27 protein-coding genes are annotated in these 25,579 nt (G+C 71.5%); 20 read left to right on the plus strand and 7 right to left on the minus strand.

Translation table 11 applies throughout. The features are described from left to right. The 3 genes from VC184_RS03000 (at position 1) to VC184_RS03010 (ending at position 2,428) form a co-directional block, all read left to right on the plus strand. Positions 1–441 (plus strand): SRPBCC family protein, encoded by a 441-nt coding sequence (locus VC184_RS03000; RefSeq protein WP_323987255.1) that lies wholly within the window; start codon positions 1–3, stop codon positions 439–441. Further along, positions 438–1,892 (plus strand): phytoene desaturase family protein, encoded by a 1,455-nt coding sequence (locus tag VC184_RS03005; protein ID WP_323987256.1) that lies wholly within the window; start codon positions 438–440, stop codon positions 1,890–1,892. The genes VC184_RS03000 and VC184_RS03005 overlap by 4 nt, the downstream gene beginning before the upstream one ends. Positions 1,893–1,978: 86 nt before the next feature. Beyond that, entirely contained in the window at positions 1,979–2,428 is a 450-nt protein-coding gene (locus tag VC184_RS03010) for a MarR family winged helix-turn-helix transcriptional regulator (RefSeq protein ID WP_269267256.1), read from the plus strand. A gap of 2 nt (positions 2,429–2,430) precedes the next feature. Here VC184_RS03010 and VC184_RS03015 read toward each other — a convergent pair whose 3' ends face one another. Beyond that, positions 2,431–2,730 carry a DUF7882 family protein gene (locus tag VC184_RS03015; RefSeq protein WP_323987257.1) on the minus strand — a complete coding sequence of 100 codons (300 nt, stop codon included), beginning with the start codon at positions 2,728–2,730 and terminating at the stop codon, positions 2,431–2,433. Between the two features lie 173 nt (positions 2,731–2,903). On the opposite strand from VC184_RS03015, the gene VC184_RS03020 reads away from it, so the two are divergent. The 3 genes from VC184_RS03020 to VC184_RS03030 all read left to right on the plus strand — a co-directional run bounded on the left by VC184_RS03020 (position 2,904) and on the right by VC184_RS03030 (position 4,562). Beyond that, positions 2,904–3,200, plus strand: coding sequence for a hypothetical protein (locus VC184_RS03020; RefSeq protein WP_114589261.1), 297 nt, complete (start codon positions 2,904–2,906; stop codon positions 3,198–3,200). A gap of 44 nt (positions 3,201–3,244) precedes the next feature. After that, a complete protein-coding gene (locus VC184_RS03025; protein WP_323987258.1) occupies positions 3,245–4,204 on the plus strand; it encodes a Gfo/Idh/MocA family protein in 960 nt (319 codons plus the stop codon). A gap of 64 nt (positions 4,205–4,268) precedes the next feature. After that, positions 4,269–4,562, plus strand: coding sequence for a hypothetical protein (locus VC184_RS03030; protein ID WP_112616550.1), 294 nt, complete (start codon positions 4,269–4,271; stop codon positions 4,560–4,562). 13 nt (positions 4,563–4,575) lie between these two features. Here the strand turns inward: VC184_RS03030 and VC184_RS03035 are convergent, their stop codons facing one another. Further along, the gene (locus VC184_RS03035; protein WP_282502082.1) at positions 4,576–5,031 is read right to left on the minus strand and encodes a CinA family protein; all 456 of its coding nucleotides are present in this window, start codon (positions 5,029–5,031) and stop codon (positions 4,576–4,578) included. A gap of 181 nt (positions 5,032–5,212) precedes the next feature. On the opposite strand from VC184_RS03035, the gene VC184_RS03040 reads away from it, so the two are divergent. Then, complete coding sequence (locus VC184_RS03040) at positions 5,213–5,803, plus strand: DoxX family protein (RefSeq protein WP_269267261.1); 591 nt, start codon at positions 5,213–5,215, stop codon at positions 5,801–5,803. 54 nt (positions 5,804–5,857) lie between these two features. Here the strand turns inward: VC184_RS03040 and VC184_RS03045 are convergent, their stop codons facing one another. Then, positions 5,858–6,463, minus strand: a complete 606-nt coding sequence (locus VC184_RS03045; RefSeq protein WP_282502084.1) for a response regulator transcription factor — start codon at positions 6,461–6,463, stop codon at positions 5,858–5,860. 38 nt (positions 6,464–6,501) lie between these two features. Between VC184_RS03045 and VC184_RS03050 the strand changes: the two genes are divergently transcribed. Beyond that, a complete protein-coding gene (locus VC184_RS03050) occupies positions 6,502–7,056 on the plus strand; it encodes a TetR/AcrR family transcriptional regulator (RefSeq protein WP_112616556.1) in 555 nt (184 codons plus the stop codon). Positions 7,057–7,111: 55 nt separating this feature from the next. Continuing rightward, the gene (locus tag VC184_RS03055) at positions 7,112–9,598 is read left to right on the plus strand and encodes an MMPL family transporter (RefSeq protein WP_323987259.1); all 2,487 of its coding nucleotides are present in this window, start codon (positions 7,112–7,114) and stop codon (positions 9,596–9,598) included. 15 nt (positions 9,599–9,613) lie between these two features. On the opposite strand, the gene VC184_RS03060 is transcribed toward VC184_RS03055, so the two are convergent. Both VC184_RS03060 and VC184_RS03065 read right to left on the minus strand, forming a co-directional pair. Next, positions 9,614–10,939 (minus strand): NtaA/DmoA family FMN-dependent monooxygenase, encoded by a 1,326-nt coding sequence (locus tag VC184_RS03060; protein WP_323987260.1) that lies wholly within the window; start codon positions 10,937–10,939, stop codon positions 9,614–9,616. After that, positions 10,936–12,273: an O-acetylhomoserine aminocarboxypropyltransferase/cysteine synthase family protein gene (locus VC184_RS03065; protein WP_323987261.1), complete on the minus strand. Its 1,338-nt coding sequence runs from the start codon at positions 12,271–12,273 to the stop codon at positions 10,936–10,938. The genes VC184_RS03060 and VC184_RS03065 overlap by 4 nt, the downstream gene beginning before the upstream one ends. Before the next feature lie 161 nt (positions 12,274–12,434). Here VC184_RS03065 and VC184_RS03070 point away from each other — a divergent pair, with 161 nt between their 5' ends. Continuing rightward, the gene (locus tag VC184_RS03070) at positions 12,435–13,292 is read left to right on the plus strand and encodes a sulfurtransferase (protein WP_323987262.1); all 858 of its coding nucleotides are present in this window, start codon (positions 12,435–12,437) and stop codon (positions 13,290–13,292) included. Between the two features lie 20 nt (positions 13,293–13,312). Here the strand turns inward: VC184_RS03070 and VC184_RS03075 are convergent, their stop codons facing one another. Continuing rightward, positions 13,313–13,882, minus strand: coding sequence for a flavin reductase family protein (locus tag VC184_RS03075; protein ID WP_112616979.1), 570 nt, complete (start codon positions 13,880–13,882; stop codon positions 13,313–13,315). Between the two features lie 85 nt (positions 13,883–13,967). On the opposite strand from VC184_RS03075, the gene VC184_RS03080 reads away from it, so the two are divergent. From VC184_RS03080 to VC184_RS03090, 3 genes are all read left to right on the plus strand, one after another. Beyond that, positions 13,968–14,780, plus strand: coding sequence for an NADPH-dependent oxidoreductase (locus VC184_RS03080; RefSeq protein WP_323987263.1), 813 nt, complete (start codon positions 13,968–13,970; stop codon positions 14,778–14,780). A 156-nt stretch (positions 14,781–14,936) separates the two neighbouring features. Further along, positions 14,937–15,956 carry a pyridoxal-phosphate dependent enzyme gene (locus VC184_RS03085; protein WP_269267269.1) on the plus strand — a complete coding sequence of 340 codons (1,020 nt, stop codon included), beginning with the start codon at positions 14,937–14,939 and terminating at the stop codon, positions 15,954–15,956. Further along, positions 15,953–17,107 (plus strand): cystathionine gamma-synthase, encoded by a 1,155-nt coding sequence (locus VC184_RS03090; RefSeq protein WP_269267270.1) that lies wholly within the window; start codon positions 15,953–15,955, stop codon positions 17,105–17,107. The genes VC184_RS03085 and VC184_RS03090 overlap by 4 nt, the downstream gene beginning before the upstream one ends. A 22-nt stretch (positions 17,108–17,129) precedes the next feature. Here VC184_RS03090 and VC184_RS03095 read toward each other — a convergent pair whose 3' ends face one another. Further along, a complete protein-coding gene (locus tag VC184_RS03095) occupies positions 17,130–17,630 on the minus strand; it encodes a DnaJ family domain-containing protein (RefSeq protein ID WP_282502093.1) in 501 nt (166 codons plus the stop codon). Positions 17,631–17,697: 67 nt separating this feature from the next. Between VC184_RS03095 and VC184_RS03100 the strand changes: the two genes are divergently transcribed. The 7 genes from VC184_RS03100 to VC184_RS03130 all read left to right on the plus strand — a co-directional run bounded on the left by VC184_RS03100 (position 17,698) and on the right by VC184_RS03130 (position 25,556). Then, positions 17,698–18,774: an FUSC family protein gene (locus VC184_RS03100; RefSeq protein ID WP_323987264.1), complete on the plus strand. Its 1,077-nt coding sequence runs from the start codon at positions 17,698–17,700 to the stop codon at positions 18,772–18,774. A 63-nt stretch (positions 18,775–18,837) separates the two neighbouring features. Then, entirely contained in the window at positions 18,838–19,425 is a 588-nt protein-coding gene (locus VC184_RS03105) for a PadR family transcriptional regulator (protein WP_282502095.1), read from the plus strand. 185 nt (positions 19,426–19,610) lie between these two features. Then, positions 19,611–20,243: a hypothetical protein gene (locus VC184_RS03110; RefSeq protein WP_282502096.1), complete on the plus strand. Its 633-nt coding sequence runs from the start codon at positions 19,611–19,613 to the stop codon at positions 20,241–20,243. Positions 20,244–20,334: 91 nt separating this feature from the next. Beyond that, the gene (locus tag VC184_RS03115; RefSeq protein ID WP_323987265.1) at positions 20,335–21,354 is read left to right on the plus strand and encodes a LacI family DNA-binding transcriptional regulator; all 1,020 of its coding nucleotides are present in this window, start codon (positions 20,335–20,337) and stop codon (positions 21,352–21,354) included. An 89-nt stretch (positions 21,355–21,443) separates the two neighbouring features. Continuing rightward, on the plus strand, positions 21,444–23,057 hold the full coding sequence (locus VC184_RS03120; RefSeq protein WP_282502098.1) for a xylulokinase: 1,614 nt from the start codon (positions 21,444–21,446) through the stop codon (positions 23,055–23,057). A gap of 28 nt (positions 23,058–23,085) precedes the next feature. Then, the gene (gene araA / locus VC184_RS03125; protein WP_112616582.1) at positions 23,086–24,588 is read left to right on the plus strand and encodes an L-arabinose isomerase; all 1,503 of its coding nucleotides are present in this window, start codon (positions 23,086–23,088) and stop codon (positions 24,586–24,588) included. A 32-nt stretch (positions 24,589–24,620) separates the two neighbouring features. Continuing rightward, complete coding sequence (locus VC184_RS03130; protein ID WP_282502099.1) at positions 24,621–25,556, plus strand: aldose 1-epimerase family protein; 936 nt, start codon at positions 24,621–24,623, stop codon at positions 25,554–25,556. Positions 25,557–25,579: the final 23 nt, after the last annotated feature.

Genomic DNA, 25,579 nt, shown 5'->3' on the forward strand with positions numbered 1-25,579 from the left:
ATGTCGCGTAACGTCCGACTCATGCACTGCGCCCCCGAAGACGTCTTCGCGGTCCTGAACGACGGCTGGCTGTTCCCGGCGTGGGTCGTCGGTGCTTCGCGCATGCGCGATGTCAGTCCCGCCTGGCCCCAGAAGGGGTCGCGTCTGCACCATTCCGTCGGGGTGTGGCCCTTCGTCATCGACGACAGCACGTCGGTGCTCGAATTCGATCCGCCGCACCGCATGGTGCTGCAGGCGCGCGGCTGGCCGATCGGCGAAGCCCACATCACCATCGACGTCAAGCCCCGAGGCGATGACTGCGTCGTGCGCATTCAGGAAGTGGCCGCGGAGGGGCCGGGGTCGTTCATCCCGCAACCGCTGCTCGACCTGCCCCTGCACGTGCGCAACGCCGAGACCCTGCGTCGGCTCGCGCACCTCGCGGAGGGCGGCGCGGGACGGTGACGACCGAGTACGACGCCGTCATCGTCGGCTCCGGGCCGAACGGGCTGGCGGCGGCCGTCACCCTGGCGCGCTCCGGGCTCTCGGTCGCGGTGTTCGAAGCCGAGGATCACTTCGGCGGCGGGGCGGCCTCCGGGGAGATCACCCTCCCCGGCTACCTGCACGACCTGTGCTCGGCGGTGCACCCGCTCGCATTCGAATCCGCCTTCTTCCGCGAGTTCGGACTGCGCCACCGCGTCGAGTTCGTCGTGCCCGAGGTGTCGTACGCGCACCCTCTCGACGGCGGCGCGGCGCTGGCGTACCGCGATCTCGATCGCACGGCGGAGGGGCTCGGTGCCGACGGCCGCGCGTATGCCCGGCTGATGGCGCCGCTCGTCGAGCGCGTGCGCGGCATCGCGGACTTCACCGGTGGATCGCTGCTGCGCGTGCCCGGCGATCCGATCGCCGCGGCCTGGTTCGGCCTGCGCACCCTCGAGCAGGGGACACCGGCATGGAGCCTGCGGTTCCGCGAGCAGGCGGCCCCGGCCCTCATGTCGGGGGTCGCGGCCCACACCATTCTCGGCCTCCCGAGTCTCGCGGCAGCCGGCGGCGGCCTCACCCTCGCGACATACGGTCATGCCCGCGGGTGGCCGATCCCGATCGGCGGAAGCGGGGCGATCGTGGCCGCCATGGTCGACGACATCCGTGCGCACGGCGGCGAGCTGTTCTCGGGACGCCGTATCGATTCGCTCGACGAGCTGCCGAGCGCGCGCGCCGTGATGCTCGACGTGACGCCGCGCGCCCTCATCGCGATCGCCGGGGACCGGATGCCGACGCGCTATCGGCGCCGCCTCGAGCGCTTCCGGTACGGTGACGCGGTGGCGAAGGTCGACTTCGCCCTGTCCGCGCCGGTGCCGTGGCGCGATCCCGCGATCGCGCAGAGCGGCACTGTCCACGTCGGCGGGACCCGGCCGGAGATCGCCGCCTCCGAGAACGCGGTGCGCGCCGGCCGGCTGCCCGACGCGCCGTATGTGCTCGTCGCGCAGCCGTCGCTGTTCGATGCGGGCCGGGCGCCGGAGGGCCATCACACCCTGTGGGCATACACGCACGTTCCCGCGGGCAGCGAGGTCGACCGGACCGAGGCGATCGTGCGCCAGATCGAGCGGTTCGCGCCGGGCTTCCGCGACACGATCCTCGCGACCCACTCGGAGACCGCGCAGCAGGTCGCCGCGCGCAACCTCAACTATCCCGAGGGTGACATCTCCGCCGGCATCCCGTCGCTCGATCAGCTGATCGCCCGCCCGTTGCTCGCACGCGACCCGTGGCGGACGCCCATGGGCGGCGTCTATCTGTGCTCGTCCTCGACGAGCCCGGGCCCAGGCGTTCACGGGCTGGCCGGATGGTGGTCGGCTCTGAGCGCTCTGCGGCACGAGTTCGGGGTGCTCACGCGTCCCGACCTCTCACCGCGTCTCTAGGGGTGGGAGGCGCCGGAGTCAAGCGGAAGAGCGCCCCGTCGCCGCGCTCGTACAGTGGACGCACCATCGTCGTCTGCGGGAGGTTCATGGTGTCCGGTGCTTCCGAGCCCGAATCCGTCGCGCGAGCCGTCGAACGGCTCCGTCTGGCAGAGGCCAGCCTGGCTCGGCGGCGTCAGAGCGACTGCGGTCCCAGTGAGACGGCGCGCGCCGCAATGCGGGTGGTGTACGACAGCGCGGATGCCGGCCGGCGCGTCACCCCGACCGACATCGCCGCCTCGCTGGGCATCTCGACGCCGACGGCGACGACCATGCTGAAGCGTCTCCGCGACGGGGGACTGGTGGCGTTCGAGCGCAACCCCGACGACGGTCGGAGCAAGTACGTCGTGCCGACCGATCGCAACGCAGACGTCGAGGGTGTCGATCCGCTGACGCTGCGTGTGCGCGACATCGCGCGCGGGCTGGATGACGACACCGCCGCGAAGCTGACGACCCTTCTCGACGCGATCGCGGATGCGGTCGACGAGGAGTGTCGCTGAGGTCAGGCGTCGCCGGTCGCGGGCTCCGGGACGACACGCAGGCCGTTCGCTCCGCCCGCTTCGAGCAGGAGGGCCTCGACCCAGTGTCGATTGATCGTCGGCGGACGGCTGCCGCTGAAGAGGAACACTATCGGGACGGCCGGGTGCACCCACACGCTGAACAGCCCGCTGTCGGTCGAACGGTGGAACATGAACGGCTCGTTGCGGCGCAGCTTGTTCATGAACACGACCCGCAGGTGCGCGAGCAGACGGTCTTCTACGTCGAACGTCCGTCCTTGACTGCCGTAAACGAGTGTTCCCACGGACGCGAGGGTACTGGCGGGGGTCCGCCTAATTAATTCCGGTTAGTTAGGCGAACTAGTTAGAGGAGGGATGGCGCGTAAACCCCTCGTGAACTTCTGTCAAGCGGGTAGGTGCAGACGGCTCGGGCCGCGATAGTCGTGTCAGAGCGACGGGAGTGGTCATGGTCTTGGATATGTCACCGATCGCCCGCAAGCCCAGCGCGGTGCGCCTGGCCACGTCGGGCGCTCTGCGTCAGCTGCCGTCGCGGCGGCCGGAAGCGCCGAGCACCGAGGCGGACGTCCGCTGGGAGCTCGTCGACGTCGACCGTTACGAGGTGCGAGAGGGAGAGGTCACCCTCGGCTACATCGACGTCGTCGGCGCGGTCTTCGTAGCCCTCGGCGGGCCCTGGTACTCGGCTGCCGTCGAGCTGCGTCAGACGCTCCGCTTCGATGAAGCGGTGCAGACGCTGCGCTCGACCCGGCGTCACTGAGGCGCGGCCCGGCAGCGGTCCTCCGGCCTCCTAGGCTGGGGGACATGATCCGCATCGCCACCATCGGCACGAGTGTCATCACCGACGCCTTCATCGGTGCGGCCTCTCGCACCCGGGGGATCGAGGTCGTCGCGGTGTCGTCTCGAGATGCGGCGAAGGCGCAGGCCTACGCCGATCGTCTGGGTGTCGCACGGGCGATCGCCGGCCTCGATACCGTCCTCGCCGATCCCGAAGTCGACGCGGTCTACATCGGTTCGCCGAACGCCGCCCACGGCTCGCAGGTCGAGTCCGCCATCGCGGCGGGCAAGCACGTGCTCGTGGAGAAGCCCGCGGTCGCCACAGCCCGGGAGTGGGATGACCTCGTCGACCGGTCGCGCCGCGCGGGCGTGATCCTGCTCGAGGCGATGCGCACGGCGTACGACCCCGGCATCGCGGCCGTCCGCGAGCAGCTCGGATCGCTCGGAACCCTCCGCCGCGCCTCGTTCCACTACGCCAAACGGTCGTCGCGCTACGACGCCGTGCTCGCGGGTGGGACGCCGAACATCTTCGATCCCGCCATGGGCGGCGGAGCGCTCGCGGATCTGGGTGTCTACGGCGTGCACGCGGCGGTCCTCCTGTTCGGTGAACCCACCCGCGTGGCCGGGTCGTCGGTGACGATCGCCACGGGCGCTGACGGCGCCGGTCTGGCGGTGCTCGAATACCCGGGGCTGGTCGTCGACGTCGGCTACTCGAAGATCACCACCGCTTTCCGGTCGAGCGAGATCCAGGGCGAGGATGCGACGCTGCTCATCGATCACCTGGCCAGTCCGCGCCGCGTGACACGGGTCGGTCTCGACGGTGCGGAGTCCGCGTGGACGTCGGATGCTGCCGTCGACACGCTCGACGGCGAGGTCGCGCGTTTCGTCGAGCTCGTGGGCGGCGCGATCGCTCCGGACGAGGACCAGGCGCGCACGGCGGCGACGCTGCGGACCATGGAGCGCATCCGCCAGACGACAACCGGCTGACGCATCCGCTGAGCGCCCTGTCAAGGCCCTGGGGTTTCACCCGGTGTCGACGCAGGCTCGTCCCATGCACCACACGGGACTGCGCTGGGATGAGATCGCTGAGGATGCCTGGCGGGTATGCGATCCCACGCGCCCGTCCTCCGATGCCGATGCCGTCGTCGCCTACGTCGAACGGCGCCGGGACGGTGTCTTCGAGGTGGTGTGGCTCTGCGGCACTGCGGGGACCGAGACCTTCGTCGCGATCGGTGAAGCCGCCTGCGCGATCGCCGACCGACACGCCGCGTCCCGCCGCACCGGGTCGCCGCTGGCGACCAAGCCGATTCCCATCGCGCACCGTCCGCCGCTTTCGCGGGCCTGAGGCTCGGGTGCGGTCAGCGCCGCATCCGATCGATCAGCAACCCGACGGCTGCGTTCGCGCTGTCGTCGATGACCTGTTCGGGCTCGCCGTCGAGGTCGAGCAGGACGTGGCCCGTCTCTGCGCCGTCGCTCCACCCGAGGTACACCGTCCCCGGCTCGTGGCCGTCGTGCGGCTCCGGACCCCCGACGCCCGTCACCGACACCGCCAGATCCGCGCCTGTCAGGTCGCGGACCGCGCGTGCGAGGTGCTCGGCGCATTCCGGGGAGCAGGGGTCGATCCCCTCGGCCAGACCCAGGACGCGGTGCTTCGTCTCCAGTCGGTAGGCCACGACGCCGCCGGCGAACCAGTCGCCCGCGCCCTCCGCCGCGCCGATGGTGGCGGCGAGGTTGCCCGAGGTCAGCGATTCCGCCACCGCGATCACGGTGCCGCTCTCCTGTGCCAGCCGGGCGAGTTCATCGATGTGGGTCATTTCTCCTCCTGGCGCGACCCTAAGCACCGGTGGAGGAGACGCGTGCGGGGATTGTCTCCGATTCGGCACGGTGATATCGCGCGGGAGGTGCAGAGCTCGACTGGGACTTTGGTCCCTGGTGGAGTCATCGCGAATGCGAGATAGTTATGTGGTCAGACCACATACGACGAAGGAGACAGAAATGACCACGCACGCGGTCCACGCAGCCATCCCCCGCACGGAGGCTCGGACCCGCACCCAGGCGATCGCCCGCCAGGACGAGATCGTGACCTCGCTCGCCGGGCGCCGCACTCTCGCTGCGCTGCGCTACGCGACCGGCTTCATCTTCCTCTGGGCGTTCCTCGACAAGCTGTTCGGCCTCGGATTCTCGACGCCGTTCGAGCGGGCGTGGATCAACGGCGGCACCCCGGCGCAGGGCTTCCTCAACAGCCCCGCCGTCACCGGCCCCCTTCAGCCCTGGTTCCAGAGCATGGCGAGCCCGCTCGCCGACGTCCTGTTCATGGCGGGCATGCTGGCCATCGGAGTCGCCGTCATGTCGGGCATCGGTCTCCGCGTCGCAGCGGTAGCCGGAAGCCTCGTCATGCTCCTGATGTACCTCGCCGAGTGGCCGTTCGCCTGGGGTGCGGCATCTACCAACCCCCTCGTCGACTACCACATCGTCTACGCGCTCGCGCTGATCGTGATCGCCGTGCTCCACGCCGGCGACACCTGGGGCCTCGGCGCCATGTGGAAGAAGCTGCCTCTCGTGCAGCGCTTCCGGTGGCTCGTCTGACACCGAGTCGCCCCGCCGAAGGCGCGGATCCCCCCCGGGGGTCCGCGCCTTCGCTCATTCGTGCGCGGGCTGCGCCGCGCGAAGAGCGGCCTGCGTGCGGCTGGTGACGCCGAGCGTTCGCATGATGCCTGTCAGATGGTTCTTGACCGTCTTCTCGGCGATGCCGAGCTCGGCCGCGATCGCGCGATTCGACAGCCCGCGGGCGACGAGCGCCAGCACTTCCCGCTGGCGCCGGGGGAGAGGGTCCGGAGACGGCGCGGAGGACGCGGTCGTATGCAGCGTCGCGCCCAGCGGATGGCCCGATCCCACCCGGCGCACGGCGTCGATCAGCTCTCCGGCCGCGACGTCCTCGAGGAGGAAGGCGGACGCGCCCGCCGATGCGCTCTCGCGACGCGCCTCGTCGTCGTCCGAGGCGCAGAGGATGATGCAGTGCAGGCGCGGATCCGCTGCGCGCAGGGCGGCGCAGACCGCCGCGCCGGTGCCGTCTGCCAGCTGATAGCCGAGGATCGCGACATCCGGTCGTGTCACCCCGGCGCGAGCCTTCGCCTGACGTGCGGTCGCCGCCTCGGCGACGACCTGCATGCCCGCGGCCGCGTCGATCAGGTCGGCCACGCCGCGGCGCACCAGGTCGTGATCGGCCAGGACCAGCACGGCGAGCATGGCCTCCACCGTAGCGTTCGGCTGGATACGGTGGGGGGATGGAGGAGCACCGGGCCGGTCCGCGGCGGAGCGAACAGGCCCGCCTCGCGGTCCTGACGGCGGCGGCCGACCTGCTCGCGCAGAACGGCTACGAGAATCTCACCATCGAGGCCATCGCGCGGCAGGCATCGGTCGGCAAACAGACGATCTACCGGTGGTGGCCCTCGCGTGCGGCGATCCTGACGGAGGCGCTGCTCGAGGGCATGATCTTCCGACAGCAGCTCGCGGTGCGGAACACCGGAGACCTGCGCCGCGATCTCACGGAGTGGATGTCGCGGGTGTGGTCGGTCCTCGATGCGCCGCAGGGCCGGATGCTGCTGCGTTCGCTCGTCGCCGCGGCGACCGAGCACCCGGCCATCGGCGAGCTGATGCGCGATCGGCTGAGCGCCGACGGCGGCATCCGGGCGCGGGTCGTCGCGCACGGAGATCCCGCGGTCGCCGCGGTCGAGATCGGCGACGCGATCGCCGGCTGGATGATGATGCAGGTGCTCATGGGCGCGGCTCCGACGCCGGACGGCATCCGGGCGATCGTCCACGCGCTGGTCCCGGGTTAGGGTTGACGAGACGCTGCGTCTCGTCAAGGGCGTCCGCATTCCGAAGGAGTCGCTGATGGCCGAGCTGCTGTACCGCCTGAGCAAGGGAGCCGCGCGTCGCGCATGGCTCGTCGTCGTCGCCTGGGTCGCCGTGCTGGGGATCGCCGGCGGCGCCTTCGCGCTCGGCTTCGGCGGACTCTCATCGAGCTTCGACATCCCGGGCACCGCTTCGTCGAAGGTCACCGACCAGCTCGCCGAGGAGCTGCCCGACTTCGCCGGAGCGGCGGGCACCGTCGTGTTCCACGCTGAGGACGGCGCGCTCACCGACGATCAGCGTGCGGCGATCTCCGACCTCGTCGCCTCCGCCACGGATCTGCCCGACGTCGCGACCGTCAACGACCCGTTCGAGGCCGAGGCGCAGCGCGCGGCGCAGGCCCAGCAGCTGGCTGACGGTCAAGCGCAGATCTCCTCCGCGCGCGACCAGCTCGACGCCGGACAGGCGCAGCTCGATCAGGGCACGGCGCAGCTCGAGGCGGGCCAGGCCCAGCTCGACGCCGCGCGCGCCCAACTCGAGGCAGCCGGTGCTCCGGCCGCGCAGCTCGCCGCGCTCGACGCTCAGCAGGCTCAGCTCGACGCGGGCCGCGCCGAGCTGGAGCGGCAGCAGGCGACCCTCGACCTCGGGCGGACCGAGCTCGAGGCGCAGGCCGAGACCGCCGACCTCGGCGGGCGCCTGCTCGACCTCGCCGACGGTATCGCCCTCGTCTCGCCGGACGGCTCGACCGCGACCGTGAACGTCGCCTTCACCCTGCCGCGCCTCGAGCTGCCGCAGGATGCGAAGGACGCCGTCGTCGAGCACTTCACCGCCGCGCCGATCGACGGCGTCGAGGTGGGCTTCTCGACCGAGATCTCCCAGGGCGTGCCGAAGATCCTCGGCGTCGGCGAGGCCGTCGGCGTCGCGGTCGCCGCCGTGGTGCTGCTCGTCATGCTCGGCAGCCTCATCGCCGCCGCCCTCCCGCTCGTCACCGCCATCGTCGGAGTGGGCGTCGGCGTGCTCGGGGTGCTCGCACTGTCGGGAGTCGTGCAGATGGCTTCGGTGACGCCCGTGCTCGGCGTGATGCTCGGGCTCGCGGTCGGCATCGACTACGCCCTGTTCGTGCTCAATCGGCACCGCAAGCAGCTGCTGCGCGGGATCGACCTGCACGAGTCGATCGGCCTCGCCGGCGGAACCGCCGGAAACGCCGTCGTGTTCGCCGGATCGACCGTCGTCGTCGCCCTCCTCGCCCTCAACATCACCGGCATCCCGTTCCTCGGTCTCATGGGTACGGCGGGAGCCGTCTGCGTCGCCATCGCGGTGCTGATCGCGATCACGCTGCTGCCGGCGCTCCTCGGGCTGCTCGGGATGCGCGTGCTCGTCCGTCGTGCGCGTGCGCGCGTAGGCCAGCCCGACGCGGTATCGACCCCGACGCGCGCGATGCCGACCTGGCGCGCCATCACGACCGCCGTCGTGTCGGTCGGGCTCCTGCTCGCCCTCGCGGTTCCGGCGCTGTCGATGCGGGTGGGCCTGCCCGACGGAGCGTCCGAGCCGGAGGGATCGTACGGCCAGCGTGCGTTCGAGCTCACCGAGGACGCGTTCGGCCCCGGTGCGAACTCGCCGCTGCTGGTGACCGCGAGCCTGCCCGAGGGCCTCGACGACACGGGGCGGCTGCGAGCGCAGGTCGCTGTGGCCGAGGCGATCGCCGACCGCGACCACGTCAGTGCCGTCGCGCCGATCGCGGTCTCCGACAGCGGCACCATCGCGGCGTTCCAGGTGATCCCCACGGATGGGCCGAGCAGCGTCGCGACCGAGGACCTGGTGCGTGACCTGCGCTCACTGCCACCGGTCGACGGCGAGTACGCGCTCGGTGTCGCCGGTCAGGCCGCCATCAACATCGACATCTCCGAGGGGCTCGTCGGTATTCTGCCGATCTACCTCGCGGTCGTGGTCGGGCTCTCGCTCGTGATCATGATCGTCGTCTTCCGCTCGCTCGTCGTGCCGCTCATCGCGACCGGAGGCTTCATCCTGTCGCTGTTCGCGACCTATGGCGCCGTCGTCGCGGTCTTCCAGTGGGGGTGGGGTGCCGAGCTCATCGGTCTGCACACGACCGGTCCGATCCTGAACTTCCTCCCGGTGATCCTCGTCGGCATCCTGTTCGGGCTCGCGATGGACTATCAGCTGTTCCTGGCGTCGGGGATGCGCGAGGCGTTCGTGCACGGCTCCGAGGCGAGGCTCGCCGTCATGCAGGGCTTCCGTGCCGGGCGTTCGGTCGTGATCGCGGCCGCGCTCATCATGGTGTCCGTCTTCGGCGGCTTCATCTTCGCCGAGGCGACGATCATCCGCTCGATGGGCTTCGGTCTCGCCTTCGGCATCCTCGTCGACGCGCTCGTCGTGCGCATGCTGCTCATGCCCGCGCTCATGCACCTCATCGGGCGCGGTGCGTGGTGGCTGCCCCGGTGGCTCGACCGCATCCTCCCGGATGTCGACGTCGAGGGCGCCAAGCTCGAGCGCACGCACCCGCACGTCTGAGCGCGCCGGCCGGGGTCAGAACGCGTCGAGGTCGGCCCGCAGGCCCTGCCCGGTGTGCTCCGAGCGCAGGATGCCCCGCCGTCGCAGTACCGGCACGAGCTCGTCGAGAGCGCGGTGGAGCGTCACGGGGTGGAAGTCGCCCGAGAAGATCAGCCCGTCGTTGTCGGCGTCGTCGCCGAGCGCCTGGATGACGTCGGCGATCTCCTCCGCGGTCCCCACCGTGCCTCCGGCGCCGTCGGTCACACGTCCGAGCCGCGCCTTGCCGGCGAGGATGTCGCGCAGCGGCGCCTCGGAGAAGTCGGAGTGCCGCCCGAGCAGCCCCCGAATGGTGCCCTTCGAGACGTGATCGCCGAAGATCGCGGGATGGAGCGGGCGGTCGAGGTCGAGCGACGTGAGGTCGGTCTCGAGGTCGCTCGACCATGCCTCGGCCACCTCGACGAGCGTCGCCTCGTCGGGATGCCGCGATGCCTCGACGATGCGCTCCGCCTCCTCGACCGAGCTCGCGACGATCGGTTTGACGACGAAGAGAGTCTTGATCGCGTCGGCGTGCCGCCCCGCGGCGATCGCCGCTTCGCGCACGCGGCCGCGGTACGCGCGGATGCTCGCGGGGTCGAGGTTCGACAGGGCGAGCTGGATCTCGGAGTTCGCCCCGGCGAAGCCGATGCCCCGCGGCGAGCCGCCGGGGGAGGCGACGATCGGGTCGCCGGCGGGCAGGGGCTCGGCGTTGAGGGGACCGTCGAACGAGAAGTACTCGCCCCGGTGCTGGACGGCGTGGATTTTCGAGCCGTCGGCGTAGATCTGCGTGTCGGGATCGGCGATCAGGGCCTCGTCGTCCCAGCTGTGCCACAGCAGGCGCAGCGCATCGAGCCATTCCTGCGCACGGTCGTAGGCAGCGTCGTGCCCGAGGCGCTCCGTGCCGAAATGATGCGCCGACCCGACGTCCGTGACGACGTTCAGGCCCAGCCTGCTGCCGCTGAGGTGCTGCAGCGACGCGAACTGGCGAGCGGCGAGGTACGGCGGCCACGCGGCCGGGTTGACGGTGGGGATGACGCCCAGGTGCTGCGTCGCGGCGAACAGGTACGGGGCGAGCGTCCACGGGTCGTGCTTGGGCCCGCCGTACGCCTTGCGGACGCGGAGGTTCAGCGTCTCGGGAGTGATCCCGACCGAGAGCGCGTCTTCGATCAGGACGAAGTCGAACCCCGCCTGCTCGAGCTCACGGGCCGAGTGCTGGTAGAGGTCGGGCTTCTGCCACGGCCAGTTCCACCGCTGGTACGGCCGCGCCCAGCCGTGGGGACCGAACCTGCGCGAGAGGAACCAGCCGAAGTGCTGGGCGCGCGTCATGCCGACACCGCTTCCGGTGCTGCTGCGGTCGCGGCTCGGGCGGCATCGAGTCCGCGGTCGAGGTCTGCGATGAGGTCGCCGGCGTCCTCCAGGCCGACCGAGAGCCGCAGCAGGCCCGGCCCGACCCCGATGCGCGCCAGGTCGGCGTCGCTGCGGCTCGCGTGGGTCGTGGTCGCCGGATGCAGCACGAGCGACCGCACATCGCCCAGGTGGGTCATCGGGGTGAACAGCCGCACGCTGCGCGTGAAGGCCTCCGCAGCTGCCCGCCCGCCGGTGAGGGTGAAGGAGAACAGCGCGCCCTGCCCCGCGGGGAGAAGGCGCACGGCGAGGTCGTGGTCCGGATGCGAGGGGAGTCCGCTGTAGTCGACGCCGGCGACCTCCGGGCGGGTCTCGAGCCAGGCGGCGAGGGTCGCCGCCGTCTGCGATTGCCGCTCCACTCGCAGCGACAGGGTCTCGATGCCCTGCAGCAGCAGGAAGGCGTTGAGGGGCGACGGTGAGGGGCCGAAGCGCATCGCGACGCGGCGCGCGGTGTCGAGGAAGGCGCGCTCGCCCGAGCGTTCGACGAACGTGCGGCCGTCGGGTCCGGTCTCGGCCGCGATCTGGCGGAAACGGCCGGGCGCGGCATCCCAGGCGAAGCGTCCGCCGTCGACGATGACGCCGCCCAGACCCGTGCCGTGGCCCGACAGGAACTTCGACGCCGAGTGGATGACGATGTCGGCCCCGAGCTCGAGCGGGCGCAGCAGGTACGGCGTCGCGAGGGTCGAGTCGACGACGAGCGGGATGCCGTGCCGGTGTGCGACCTCGGCGACGGTCGGGATGTCGAGCACGCCGCCGCGCGGATTCGCGATCGTCTCGGCGACGAGGGCGCGGGTGCGCGGGCCGATCGCCGCCTCCCAGGCGGCCGGGTCGCGCGGATCGTCGACGAAGTCCGTTGTGATGCCGAGGCGCCCGAACTCGGAGCGCAGCAGCTCGCGCGTACCCTCGTAGATCGCGGAGGCCGCGACGATGTGGTCTCCCGACTCGAGGATCGTCAGCAGCGCCGTCGAGGTCGCCGCCTGGCCGCTGCCGACGAGCAGGGCTCCCACGCCGCCCTCGAGGTCGGCGATTCGCCGCTCGGCCGCCGCCGCGGTCGGGTTGCCCACGCGCGTGTAGCTGAACCCGGTGGCGGGGTCCGCGAAGCGGCCCTCGCCGTCGGCGATGTCGTCGAATTCGAAGCCGGCGGTCAGGTAGATGGGAGTCGCGCGCGAGCCATACGCGTCGAAGCCACGGGCGCCCGCGTGCAGCTGGCGCGTCGCGAAGGCGAGGGATTCGGAGTGGTTCTCGAGAGCGGGCATGGGGGGAAGAGTACGGCGGGCGGCCGCGGCGGCGCTTCTCCGCCGTCATCCGGAGTCACGCGGTGACCGGAGCTCGCCCTCGTGTGTCTCTCTGTGTTCTCCGGTTTCCGACTGTTTCGGCCCCGTTCACGATGGGAGCGCGCGGTGGCGAGCATGGGGTCATGTCCCCCCTGGTGAGTGTCGACGACCTCGCCGCCGAACTTGCCGCGGACGCTCCGGTGCGTCTGCTGGACGTCCGGTGGCGCCTGGACCGTGCCGAAGGACGACCCGACTATCTGCTCGGGCATCTGCCCGGCGCCGTGTACGTCGATCTCGAGCGCGAGCTCGCTCGTCCCGGTGTTCCGGAACAGGGACGGCATCCGCTTCCCAGCCGCGCAGATCTCGAGGCCGCTGCCCGGCGGTGGGGTGTGAACGCGGGCGACCGGCTCGTCGCGTACGACGACAACGACGGGGTCGCCGCGGCTCGTGCGTGGTGGCTGCTCCGTCGCCACGGCCTCGACATCCGGGTGCTCGACGGCGGCTTCCGCGCCTGGGTCGGATCGGGCCGTCGCCTGGAGCACAGCGACCGCGCCGCGGCGACCGGTGACGTCGATCTCCCGGAGGGGAGCGGAGGCCTCGCCGGCATCGACGAAGCGGCTGTCGCCCCGGCACGCGGGGTTCTCCTCGATGTGCGCGCACCCCAGCACTACCGCGGTCAGGCGGTGGGGGCCGACCCCGTCAGCGGCCACATCCCGGGGGCTCGCAACCTTCCGACCGTCGTCCACATCGGCCCGGACGGTCTTCTCCGCGACCCGGACGAGATCCGCACGTCGCTCGCGGCCGTCGGAGTCGGGCCCGACACGGACGTCGTCATCACGTGCAGCTCGGGCGTCGCTTCAGCCCACACCGCGCTGGCGTTCGCGGTGGCCGGGTACCGCCGGGCGCGCGTGTTCGCGGGATCGTGGAGTCAGTGGTCCCGCGATCCGGGACGCCCCGTCGCGACGGGGCCGAGTCCGGCGGCCACTATCGGCGTGGTCTGACCGGGCGACGGCGAACCGCGTCAGTCGCGGATCGCCGAGCCCTCGCTGAGCCGGTGCCACGTGCGGTTGTGGTAGACCAGCGCATCGCCGTGCCCGCCCGGCTCGACGTCGCGCTCGACGTGCGACTGCAGGGCATGGCCGGCGATGACGATCGAGCCGCCGGCATCCATGCGAGAGACGACGGCGCAGCGGACCCAGGCGCGGACGCCGCGGTAGACCGGCTCGCCGGTGGTCAGCCGTGACCAGGCGGAGGCGTCGGCGAAGCGGTCGATGCCGCTGGTCGCGCCGAGCTTCGCCAGCGCGAGGTCGTCGGCGTCGAGCAGGTGCACCACGACGGTCTCGGCCGTCGACAGCACGGCGGAGGCGGAGGACTGCGCCGACACCGAGAACACCAGCAGCGGCGGGTCGGCGCTCACCGAGGAGACCGACGTCGCCGTCAGGGCGACCGGACCATCGCCGGCGTCGGCCGTGATGACGGCGACACCGCCGGGGTGCCCGCGGAAGAGCGTCTTGAAGTCATCGGCGGACAGCGAACCGCCCAGATGACGGGAGGGGTGCTCCGCGGACGGGTCGAGGTTCGGCTGCGACATGATCACGACGTTAGTAACCACGACGACCCGTCGCATGTTCCGTGAACGTCGGAGACGATCGATGACGCCGTGTAACGTGCCCCGCGTGACGACGGAACCACACGACGGCTGGACTCGGCGGTACGGTCCGCCCGGTCCCGAGGGCCTCCCGCACAACGATGTGCTCGATGTGCTCTACCGTCACCGTTCCGTGCGGCGATTCGGGCCCGGCGAGATCGACGATGCGGCGCTGACCGCGATCATCGCCGCTGCCCAGTCGGCCTCGACGAGCTCGAACCTGCAGGCGTGGTCGGTGATCGAGGTGCGCGACCCCGACCGACGCGATGCGCTCGCTCGACTCGCGGGCGACCAGGATTTCATCCGCCGGGGCGGCGTCTTTCTCGTCTTCGTCGCCGACTGGGCGCGGGCGCGCGAGCTCGCGCATCGCGCGGGGGAACCGTCGGATGCCGTGGAGTACATCGAGAGCACGATCGTCGGCTTCATCGACGCGGCGCTGGCCGCCCAGAACGCCGTGATCGCCGCCGAGTCGCTGGGCCTGGGCGCCGTCTACGTCGGGGCGGTCCGGAACCATCCCGAGCAGATCGCCGACCTGCTCGAGCTTCCCGACGGGGCCTTCCCGGCGTTCGGCGTCGTCCTCGGCCACCCCGACCCGCACGACCGGGCGGGGGTGAAGCCCCGGTTGCCGCAGCGGGTCGTCCGTCACCGCGAGACCTACCGTCTGCCGGACGACGCCGAGATCGCCGCATACGAGGACGCCGTCACGGCGTACTACCGCACGCAGGGCGAGCCGCGGGGCTGGCTCCGCGCCGCGATCGCCCGGGTGCGGGATGCCGCGAGCCTGCACGGGCGCCACACGATGCGCCGCTCGCTCGAACGCCGCGGTCTGTCGTCGCGCTGAGCCCGACAGCCGGAGCCCTCGACAGCGGCGCGGCCCTGGCTTAGGGTTGACGCGTGCAGACCTGTCGTTGTTGTCGCTGAGCGCCGCCGCGCTCACCTCAGACGACCCCGACAGCACCCGCGCCTCTGAGCGCGCGGACACCGTGAGGAAACCCTCGTGCGCTACGCAGAGAACATCGCCGATCTCGTCGGCAACACCCCGCTCGTCCGCCTGACCCGCGTCGCCGCCTCGACGCGCGCGACCGTGCTCGCCAAGGTCGAGTACTTCAACCCGGGCAGCTCGGCGAAGGACCGCATCGCCGCGAGGATCATCGAGGCCGCCGAGCGTGACGGACTGCTGCGCCCGGGCGGCACGATCGTCGAGCCCACGAGCGGCAACACCGGTGTCGGACTCGCCCTCGTCGCGCAGCAGCGGGGCTACCGGATGGTCTTCGTCGTGCCCGACAAGTTCGCCGGCGAGAAGGTGGCCGTGCTGAAGGCGTACGGCGCCGAGGTCGTGATGACCCCCGCGAGCGTCCCGCCCGAGCATCCGGACTCGTACTACAGCGTCTCGGACCGGCTCGCGCGCGAGATCCCCGGCGCGTTCAAGCCGAACCAGTTCGCCAACGCCGCCGGACCGCGGGCTCACTACGACACGACCGGACCCGAGATCTGGCGTGACACGGTGGGACGCGTGACGCACTTCGTCGCTGGGGTCGGCACCGGCGGCACGATCACCGGGACGGGGCGTTACCTGCGCGAAGCCTCCGGCGGCGCGGTCACGATCGTCGGCGCCGATCCGGATGGATCCATCTACAGCGGCGAGGTGGGGCGGTACCTCGTCGAGGGCGTCGGCGAGGACTTCTGGCCGGAGACCTTCGACCCCTCGGTGGTCGACCGGTACGAGCGCGTCGGCGACCGGGAATCGTTCGCGATGACCCGACGCCTGGCGCGCGAAGAGGGGCTGCTGGTCGGCGGTTCGTCGGGCATGGCGGTCGTCGCCGCTCTGCGGACGGCGCGCGACCTCGGACCCGACGACGTCGTGGTGGTCGTGCTTCCCGACCACGGCCGCGGTTACCTCTCGAAGATCTACGACGACGACTGGATGCGGACCCACGGGTTCGCCGACCTCGTCGACGAACCCGGCACCGACACCCCTGATCCCCGCACGACCCACGACACCAGGAGCGACGCATGAGCACGCACGATTCCGCCCGCGGCCTCGCCAGCCTCGCCGTCCACGCCGGCCAGCAGTTCGACCCCACCACCGGGGCCGTCATCCCGCCGGTGCACTTCTCGACCACCTTCGCTCAGGACGGCATCGGCGGCCTCCGCGGCGGGTACGAGTACGGCCGCTCGGGCAACCCGACCCGGACGGCGCTCCAGGTGCAGCTCGCGGCGCTCGAAGGCGGCGCGCACGGCTTCTCGTTCGCGTCGGGCCTCGCGGCCGAGGACGTGCTGCTGCGTGCCGCGCTGACGCCCGGCGACGAGGTGCTGCTCGGCAACGACGTCTACGGAGGCACCCATCGCCTCATCGCCCGTGTCTTGGCGCCCTGGGGGGTCGAGCTGCGTGTCGTCGACATGAGCGACCTGGCCGCAGTGCGGGCCGCGGTCGCCGAGCGGGCGCCCCGTGTGCTGTGGGTGGAGACGCCGTCGAACCCGCTGCTGCGGATCACCGACATCGCCGGGCTCGCGGCCATCGGACACGAGGCCGGATCGCTGGTCGTCGTCGACAACACCTTCGCGACCCCCGCGCTCCAGCGTCCGCTCGAGCTCGGGGCCGACGTCGTCGTGCACTCCACGACGAAGTACCTCGGCGGACACTCGGATGTCGTCGGCGGTGCGCTCGTGCTCGATGACGACGCGCTCGCCGAGAAGATCGGCTTCCTGCAGTACGCCGCCGGTGCGGTGTCGGGACCGATGGATGCCTGGCTCACGACGCGCGGCATCAAGACGCTCGATGTCCGCATGCAGCGTCACAGTGAGAACGCCGGGGCCATCGCCGCGTTCCTCGAGGGGCACGAGCGTGTCGCCCGCGTGTTCTACCCCGGGCTCGCCTCTCACCCGGGGCACGAGCTCGCCGCGTCGCAGATGACCCGTTTCGGGGGCATGCTCTCGCTCGCGCTCGAGTCCGGCGAGGCGGCGCGTCGCTTCGCGGAGTCCACGCGGCTGTTCCAGCTCGCCGAGTCGCTCGGCGGGGTCGAGTCGCTCGTGAACTACCCCGATGCGATGACCCACGCCTCGGTCCGCGGCACGGAGGCCGCCGTGCCGGTCGAGGTCGTGCGGCTGTCGGTGGGCATCGAGTCGGTGGACGATCTGCTCGCCGACGTGGAGCAGGCGCTGCGCTGACGTCCGGGCGCCGGCGAACCGCTCAGCGCCGGAACAGCCGCCGACGGCGTCGAGGCTCGACCGGGGGAGCGGCGGATGCCGCGGCGGCGGCATCCGCGCGACGCTGACGCCAGGCCGCGACCTCGGTCTCGACGTCGCGCGTCGGCGTCACCACCGGTGGGCCGCCCTGCAGCTGCCGGCGGGCCTCGACGACGCGCCGGTTGAAGTCGGCGACGTACTCGCGCACATCGTCCTCGCGGGTGAGCGCGTCGACGCGGGCATCGAACTCGGCGTGCTCGATCCGCAGGGTCAGCGCCGGCGGACCGAGGCCGGTGAGCTGCTCCTCGCGGATCTTCCGTTTGATCCACCAGTCGGGGTCATGGTGCGGGCCGAGGTCGGCGATCGGCTTGCCGGCTCCCGGCAGGTCGTCGAAGTCGCCGCGGCGGATGGCCTGCTGGATCGCCGTCTCGATGTAGGCGGCTCGTTCGCGCGCGCCGGGCGCGGGCGTCTCCGGCGGCGGGGATGCGGGGGAATCGTCGCTCATGTCGTTCTCCGCCTCCAGGGTACGTGCCGGTGCGCGGGCGTCGCCGTTCTCGCGAGACAATGGGGTAATGCCGTTTTCGCCCGAACCGACGCCCGACAGTTCCGGCCGGTGGCGGCGTGAGGCGGGCGAGCTGGGCCGCAGCCTGACGCGATTCGGGCCGTCGCCGGGGCCACGCTGGCGTCTGGGGCTGCAGGCCGCGCTGGCGATGGCGGCGCCGGTCATCGTGCTCTCGGCGCTGGGGCTCGAGAGCATCGCGCTGCTCGCGGCGACCGGAGCGTTCGCGACGCTCTACGGTGGGCGTCTGTCGCCGCTCGAGCGCCTGCGCTTCGTCCCGATCGTCGCGGCGGTGCTGTGGTCGTGCGCGGCGGTCGGGGTCGCGGCGGCGGCCATCGGTCCCGTCGCGGTGGCCGTCGGCCTCATCGTGGTCGCCGTCGCGGCATCCGTTCTGGTCTTCGGGCGCTCGGTGGGGCCGCCGGGCCCGCTGTTCGCCGTGCTCATCTACGGACTGTCGGCCCACGTCACCGCGCCGCAGTCATCGCACGCGGTGAACCCGGCGCTGTACCTCGGTATCCTCGCGACGTCGCTCCTGTTCGGGTGGCTGGTCACGGCGGCCCCTCTCGTACGGCGCGCGCACCGCGGCACGCAGCCTCGCGCGCTGCGCTCTCTCTTCCCCGCCGCCTGGGGTGGGGCGACGACGCGGACACTCGTCACGCGCACGGCGGCGGTCGCGGTCGTCGGCACGGTGATCGCGCTGCTCGTCGATCCCGAGCGCGCCTATTGGATCGTCGGGGCGGGGATCGCCGTCCTCGGAGTCAGCGCGAGTCGCCGCGTCGCGCTGTCGCGCGGCATCCACCGGGCGCTCGGCACCGCGGCGGGGGCGGCGGTGTTCCTCGCGATCAGCGTCGTGCCGCTCGGCGGCGTCGTGCTCGGCATCGTGCTCGGCGCACTGCAGTTCGTCATCGAGCTCGTCGTCGTGCGTCATTACGCGCTCGCGCTCGTCTTCATCACGCCGCTCGTGCTGCTCATCCTGAGTGCGGCGGGCGCGGGCGGTGCGGAGCTCGCGGCAGAGCGCGTCGTCGACACCGCGGTGGGCGTCGGGCTCGGCATCCTCAGCAGCCTGATCGTGGTGGGGCCGCGCCGGTAGGTCGTTCGATACCCGGTATGCATAGACTCGCAAACTACATACCCGGTATGCGAAAGGACGATCGTGTCGGTTCGACTCAGCCTCCTGGCGATCCTCGATCAAGGCCCCTGCTACGGCTATCAGCTGCGGGTGGAGTTCGACCGTCGGACCGGGTCGACGTGGCCGCTGAACGTCGGCCAGATCTACAACACCCTCGACCGGCTCGAGCGGGACGGGCTCGTCGAGAAGGGGGCGGTCGATGGGCAGGGCCACGTCTACTGGCAGATCACGGATGACGGTCGCGCCGAGGTCGCGTCATGGTTGGGCTCGCCCGTCGAACGGCCGGCGGGCACACGGGATGAGCTCGCGATCAAGCTCGCGGTCGCGGCGACCCTCCCCGGAGTCGACGTCGGCGAGGTGATCGCGGCGCAGCGTCGCTCCTCGCTCGCGCGGCTGCAGGAGCTCCGCACTTCCGAGTACGCCGGCGCGAACCCCGAGGGCCCCGAGGAGCTCGCCTGGTCGCTCGTGGTCGATTCCATGGTCTTCGCGGCCGAGGCCGAGGTGCGGTGGCTCGACCACGCCGAGCATCGCCTCGCGCAGCATCCGGGACGCGCCATGGCGATCGAGCTGTCGACCGACAAGCCCAAGCGCGGGCGCCCGGTCAAAGCCTGAGCCGGATCGACCGCTCTCAGGCGACTGCCAGGAAACCGCCGCGATCCGCATGAGGGCGCGGATCGCAGGCGGCCCGAACGGGGGCGGATGCGCGGTTTTCGCTCGAGGTGTCCAATCCGCATCCGGGGGTCGTCCCGGATAGCCCCACGTGCCGCAATCCAGCGCACGTGACGGAAGGAAGAGACATGCGTACGAACCTGAAGCGAGCAGCAATCTTCGGCACGGCGGGCCTGGGTGCCGCCGCGATCGCCACCGCCGGATTCGCCCTGCCCGCGTCGGCTGACGACACCACCGCAGTCGACTCGTCCACCACCGACACGACCACCACCACCACGGATGTCGCATCGTCGTTCGATGCGCTGTCGACGTGGATCGACGGCGTCCTCGAGGCCAACGGCAACGGCGTGGGCGAGAACGCGAACGTCGGCAATCTCGGGCTCGAGGGCGGCCTCGTCAACGGCCCGCTGATCAGCGACGTCGGCAACGGCGCGCTTCTTTCGGGCAACGACACCCCGATCGCCTCGGGCAACGACACCGCCGTGGACGCCCCGGTCGACGCCCCCATCGTCTCGGGCAACGAGACCGGCAACGGCAACGAGACCGGTAACGGCAACGAGGTCGGCAACGGCAACCAGACCGACACCGACCTCGGCAACGGCACGGACGTCGGCACCGGCGACGTCAGCACCGGCGAGGTCAGCACGGGCGACGTCACGAGCGGAATCGGCAGCACCGTCGACAACCTCGTCGGCGGCATCACCTCGGATGTGACCTCCGACGTCGACGACCTCGTCGGCGGCATCCTCGGCGACCGCTGATCCACCGGATCCGGTCCGACCGAGAGGTCTCGAAGGGCGGCACGCGGCTTCGGCCGGTGCCGCCCTTCGGCGTGCCCGCTAGCCTGGCGCAGTGAGCGAAGCGATGTCCGGGCGGGCGCGAGTGGGCGTGCGGGATGTCGCCGCCGCCGCGGGGGTGTCGACGCAGACGGTCTCGCGTGTCATCAACGACCACCCCCACATCCGGCCCGAGACGCGGGAGCGCGTGATCACAGCGATGGCCGAGCTCGGCTACCGCGTCAACAACGCGGCCCGTGCCCTCGGGACCGCGACGACGCGCACGATCGGGGTGATCGCCTCCGACACCGACCTCTACGGCCCCGCGGCGGGCATCGGCGCCCTCGAACGTGCCGCGCGCGCGGCGGGCCAGTGGATCGCCACGGCCTACGCCGACGGCTCCGACGCAGGGAGCGTGACCGCTGCCGCCGATCACCTGCTCGCCCAGGGGGTGGACGGGATCGTCGTCGTGGCGCCGCATACCGCCGCCCTCGAGACTCTTGCTGCGGCATCCCTCGGAGTTCCCGTCGTGCCGCTGCATGCACGAGTGGATGCCGCGGGGGAGCGAGCGAGCGGGGGCGGCGACCGCGGCGCCGAGGGAGCGGCGCTCGCCGTCGATCACCTGCTGGACGCCGGGCACCGCCGCATCGCTCAGCTGTCGGGCCCCGCTGCCTGGCTCGAGGCCGTCGCGCGCGACACCGGTGCCGAGTCTGCGCTCGCGCGCCGGGGACTGCAGCTCGCGGGTCGATGGCGCGGCGACTGGTCCGCCGGCTCGGGTGCAGCCATCGCTTCCCGCATCGCCGCCGCCGTCGGCGAGGCAGCCGGGCCGACCGCGATCGTCGTCGCGAACGATCAGATGGCGCTCGGCCTCATCTCCGGGCTGGCCCGCCTCGGGGTGGATGTGCCCGCGGACGTCAGCGTGGTCGGTTTCGACGACCATCCCGACGCCGCGTTCTACCGGCCCGCCCTCACCACGGTGCGTCTCGACATCGCGGGGGAGGCGCGGCGGTGCGTGCGCATCCTGCTGGGCGCTGACGCCCCGGCCGGTCCGGAACCGCCCCGGCTCGTGGTGCGCGACTCGACTCGCCGGGTCTGAGGTTCGTCGATCCGTCCCCGCCGATACTCGCGTCGACGCTGTGTTACCGGTAACATGATCCCACCGCGGCACGACCAATGGAGGCATCCGTGACCCACACCGCCACGCGCGACCGATCGGCAGAGCGCGACGACATCCTCGCCGGTCGCACGAGCCTGGGCATCGAGTTCGGTTCGACGCGCATCAAGGCGTGCCTCATCGGCTCGGACCCCACGCAGGTGCTCGCGACCGGTTCGCACGCGTGGGAGAACCGCTTCGAAGAGCGGCGCTGGACGTATTCCCTCGACGACGTCTGGTCGGGTCTCCAGGGGGCCTACGCCGACCTGGAGGCCGCGGTCGAGTCGGAGTACGGCGTCGTGCCCGCGACCTTCGGTGCCATCGGCGTCTCGGCCATGATGCACGGCTACCTCGCGTTCGACGCCGACGACGAGCTGCTCGTGCCGTTCCGCACGTGGCGCAACACGAGCACGGGCCCGGCCGCGGCCGAGCTCACCGAGCTGCTCGGCATCAACATCCCGCTGCGGTGGTCGGTCGCCCACCTGCACCAGGCGGTGCTCGACGGCGAGGCGCACGTCGCCGACATCCGTCACGTGACCACCCTCGCCGGGTACGTGCACGCCAGCCTGACCGGCGAGAAGGTTCTCGGAGTCGGTGATGCATCGGGGATGTTCCCGATCGACCCGGAGACGCGCGACTACGACCAGCGCCGCGTCGACCTGTTCGACGCGCACAGCGCCGGGCGACTCCCCGCGAACCTCCGTGCTCTGCTGCCCGAGGTCCGCGTGGCGGGTCAGGCCGCCGGCTCGCTGACCGCGGCTGGTGCCGCGCTGCTCGATCCGTCCGGCGTGCTGCGGCCCGGCATCCCGTTCTGCCCGCCCGAGGGCGATGCGGGCACCGGCATGGTCGCCACCGAGGCTGTCGCGCCCCGCACCGGCAACGTCAGCGCCGGCACGAGCATCTTCGCGATGGTCGTGCTCGAGCGGCCGCTGCAGTCCACGCATCACGAGATCGACGTGGTCACGACGCCCGCGGGCGATCTCGTCGCGATGGTCCACTGCAACAACGGAGCAAGCGAGCTCGCGGCCTGGGTGGGGATGTTCGAGCGATTCGCCGCAGTGTCGGGATCGGCGCTCGACGCGGACGCCGTGTACGACACGCTGTTCCGTGAAGCGCTGTCGGGAGACGCGGATGCCGGCGGCCTGCTGGCGTACAACCACCTCGCGGGCGAGCCGATCGCCGGCACCGAGGAGGGCCGTCCGCTCTTCGTGCGCGCCCCCGACAGCCGGTTCACGCTCGCCAACGCGATCCGGGCGCAGCTCTACGGCGTGTTCGGCACGCTCGCGCTCGGCATGCGCGTGCTCGACCGCGAGGGGGTGCAGCTCGACCGGATGTTCGCCCATGGCGGCATGTTCCGCACCGCCGGGGTCGCCCAGCGATTCCTCGCCGCCGCCCTCGGCGCCCCGGTCGCGGTCGGCGACACCGCCTCCGAAGGCGGGGCCTGGGGCATCGCCGTCCTCGCCGACTACCTCGTCCACGGCGACGGTCTCGATCTCGACGCCTATCTCCGCGAGCGCGTGTTCGCGTCGGCGTCGATCGACGTCGCCGAGCCCGACGAGGCGGATTCCGCCGGCTTCGCCGCCTATCTCGACCGTTACGACGCGGGGCTCGCCGTCGAGCGCGCCGCCGTCGCCGCCCTCTCCTGACCCGTCCGACATCACCGGAAGAAGAACAATGACCCTCTCCACCTCTCTCGAGCAGTACACCGTCTGGTTCGTGACGGGCAGCCAGAACCTCTACGGCGAGGAAACCCTGCGCCAGGTCGCCGAGCAGTCGCAGCAGGTCGTCGACGGCCTCGCCGGGCTGCCGGTGCGCGTCGAATGGAAGCCGGTGCTCAAGGACTCCGAGTCGATTCGCCGACTTGCGCTCGACGCCAACGCCGACGACTCGGTGATCGGCGTCATCGCGTGGATGCACACCTTCAGCCCGGCCAAGATGTGGATCACGGGCCTCGACGCTCTTCGCAAGCCGCTGCTGCACCTGCACACGCAGGCCAACGTCGAGCTGCCCTGGGCCGACATCGACTTCGACTTCATGAACCTCAACCAGGCCGCTCACGGCGACCGCGAGTTCGGCTACATCCAGACCCGCCTCGGCGTCTCGCGCAAGACCGTCGTCGGCCACGTCTCGAACCCCGAGGTCACGCGCCAGATCGAGGACTGGCAGCGAGCCGCGGCCGGCTGGCAGGCCGCCCGTACGCTCAAGCTCGCGCGCTTCGGCGACAACATGCGCTACGTCGCCGTCACGGAGGGCGACAAGACCGAGGCCGAGCTGCAGTTCGGCGTCCAGGTCAACACGTGGGGCGTGAACGAGCTGGCGGATGCCGTCGCCGCGGCCTCCGACGCCGACATCGACGCGCTCGTCGAGGTGTACCTCGCGCAGTACGACGTCGCCGAGGAACTTCTTCCCGGGGCCGAGCGTCACCAGTCGCTGCGCGACGGCGCGGCGATCGAGATCGGGCTGCGTTCGTTCCTCGAGGCGGGCGGGTTCGGCGCCTTCACGACGTCGTTCGAAGACCTCGGCGCGCTCAAGCAGCTTCCCGGGCTCGCCGTCCAGCGCCTCATGGCCGAGGGGTACGGCTTCGGCGCCGAGGGCGACTGGAAGACCGCGATCCTCGTGCGCGTCGCCAACGTCATGGGTTCGGGCCTGCCCGGCGGGGCGAGCCTCATGGAGGACTACACCTACGACCTCGTTCCCGGTTCGGAGCGCATCCTCGGGGCGCACATGCTCGAAGTGTCGCCGTCGCTGACGACCGCCAAGCCGCGTCTGGAGATCCACCCGCTGGGCATCGGCGGCAAGGACGACCCGGTGCGCCTCGTCTTCACCGCCGACCCGGGTCCCGCCCTCGTGGTCGCGATGAGCGACATGCGCGACCGCTTCCGCCTGACGGCGAACGTGGTCGAGAACGTCGAGGCTCCCGACCTGCCGAAGCTGCCCGTGGGCCGGGCGATCTGGAAGCCGGCCCCCGACTTCGCCACGTCGGCCGCGTGCTGGCTCGCCGCCGGTGCCGCCCACCACACCGTCATGACGACGGCCGTCGGTATCGAGGTGTTCCGCGACTTCGCCGAGATCGCCGGCACGGAGCTCGTGGTCATCGACGAGGACACGACGGTGCGAGGATTCCAGAAGGAGCTCCGCTGGAACCAGGCCTACTACCGCCTGGCCCGCGGACTGTGAGCTCCGAGGACCAGAACCGAGAGGGGGCGCCCGTGGCGGCATCCGGAACGTCGTACGTGCTGCGATTCGGCGACGCCGAGGCGATCGTGGCGAGCGTGGGGGCGTCGTTGCGCTCCTTCCAGGTCGCCGGACGCGACCTCGTCGTGCCCTACGGCGAGGACGAGGTGCGCCCGGGATACCGCGGTGCGACGCTCGCACCGTGGCCCAACCGCGTCGTCGACGGTGAGTACGAGGTGGCGGGCACGCGCTACCGCCTCGCCCTCACCGAGCCCGAGCGCCACCACGCGCTGCACGGCCTGGTGGCGTGGCTCGACTTCGAGCCCATGGTCGTCGGGGGCGACCACGTGACGCTCGGCGCCACGATCGTCGCGCAGACCGCCTACCCGTGGACCGTGCGCATCGAGACGACCTACCGGCTCGGGGCCGACGGCCTGACGCAGACAGTGCGTGCGACGAACGAGAGCGCGGATGCCGCGCCCTTCGGCACCGGCCCGCACCCGTATCTCGTCGCCGGATCCGCGCCGCTGGACGAGTGGACGCTCGAGCTGCCTGCCGACCGCGTGCTCGAGGTCACCCCCGATCGGCTCTCGCCGGTCGGGCTGGCCGACGTCACGGATGTCGCCGAGTTCGACTTCCGCCAGCCGCGGACGCTGGGCCCCGTCGAGATCGACCACGCGTTCACGGCGCTCTCACGTGCCGAGGACGGCATCGCCGCCGTACGGGTGACCGACCCGTCGGGAACCGGTGTCGCGATCTCGTGGGATGCCGTGTGCCCGTGGGTCCAGGTTCACACCGCAGACCTCCCCGGCGGGCCGGCTCAGCCGGGGCACCGCGCGGGTCTGGCCGTCGAACCCATGACGTGCGCGCCGGATGCCTTCAACGCCTCACGGTACGACTACGACGCGGGGCTCGTCTTCATCGAGCCGGCCGACACGGTCGAGGCCTCCTGGCGCATCAGCGCGATCTGACCGGATCCGAGCTGTCCGAGCCG

The sequence above is a fragment of the Microbacterium plantarum genome, from assembly GCF_035231185.1.
Lineage (GTDB): Bacteria > Actinomycetota > Actinomycetes > Actinomycetales > Microbacteriaceae > Microbacterium > Microbacterium plantarum.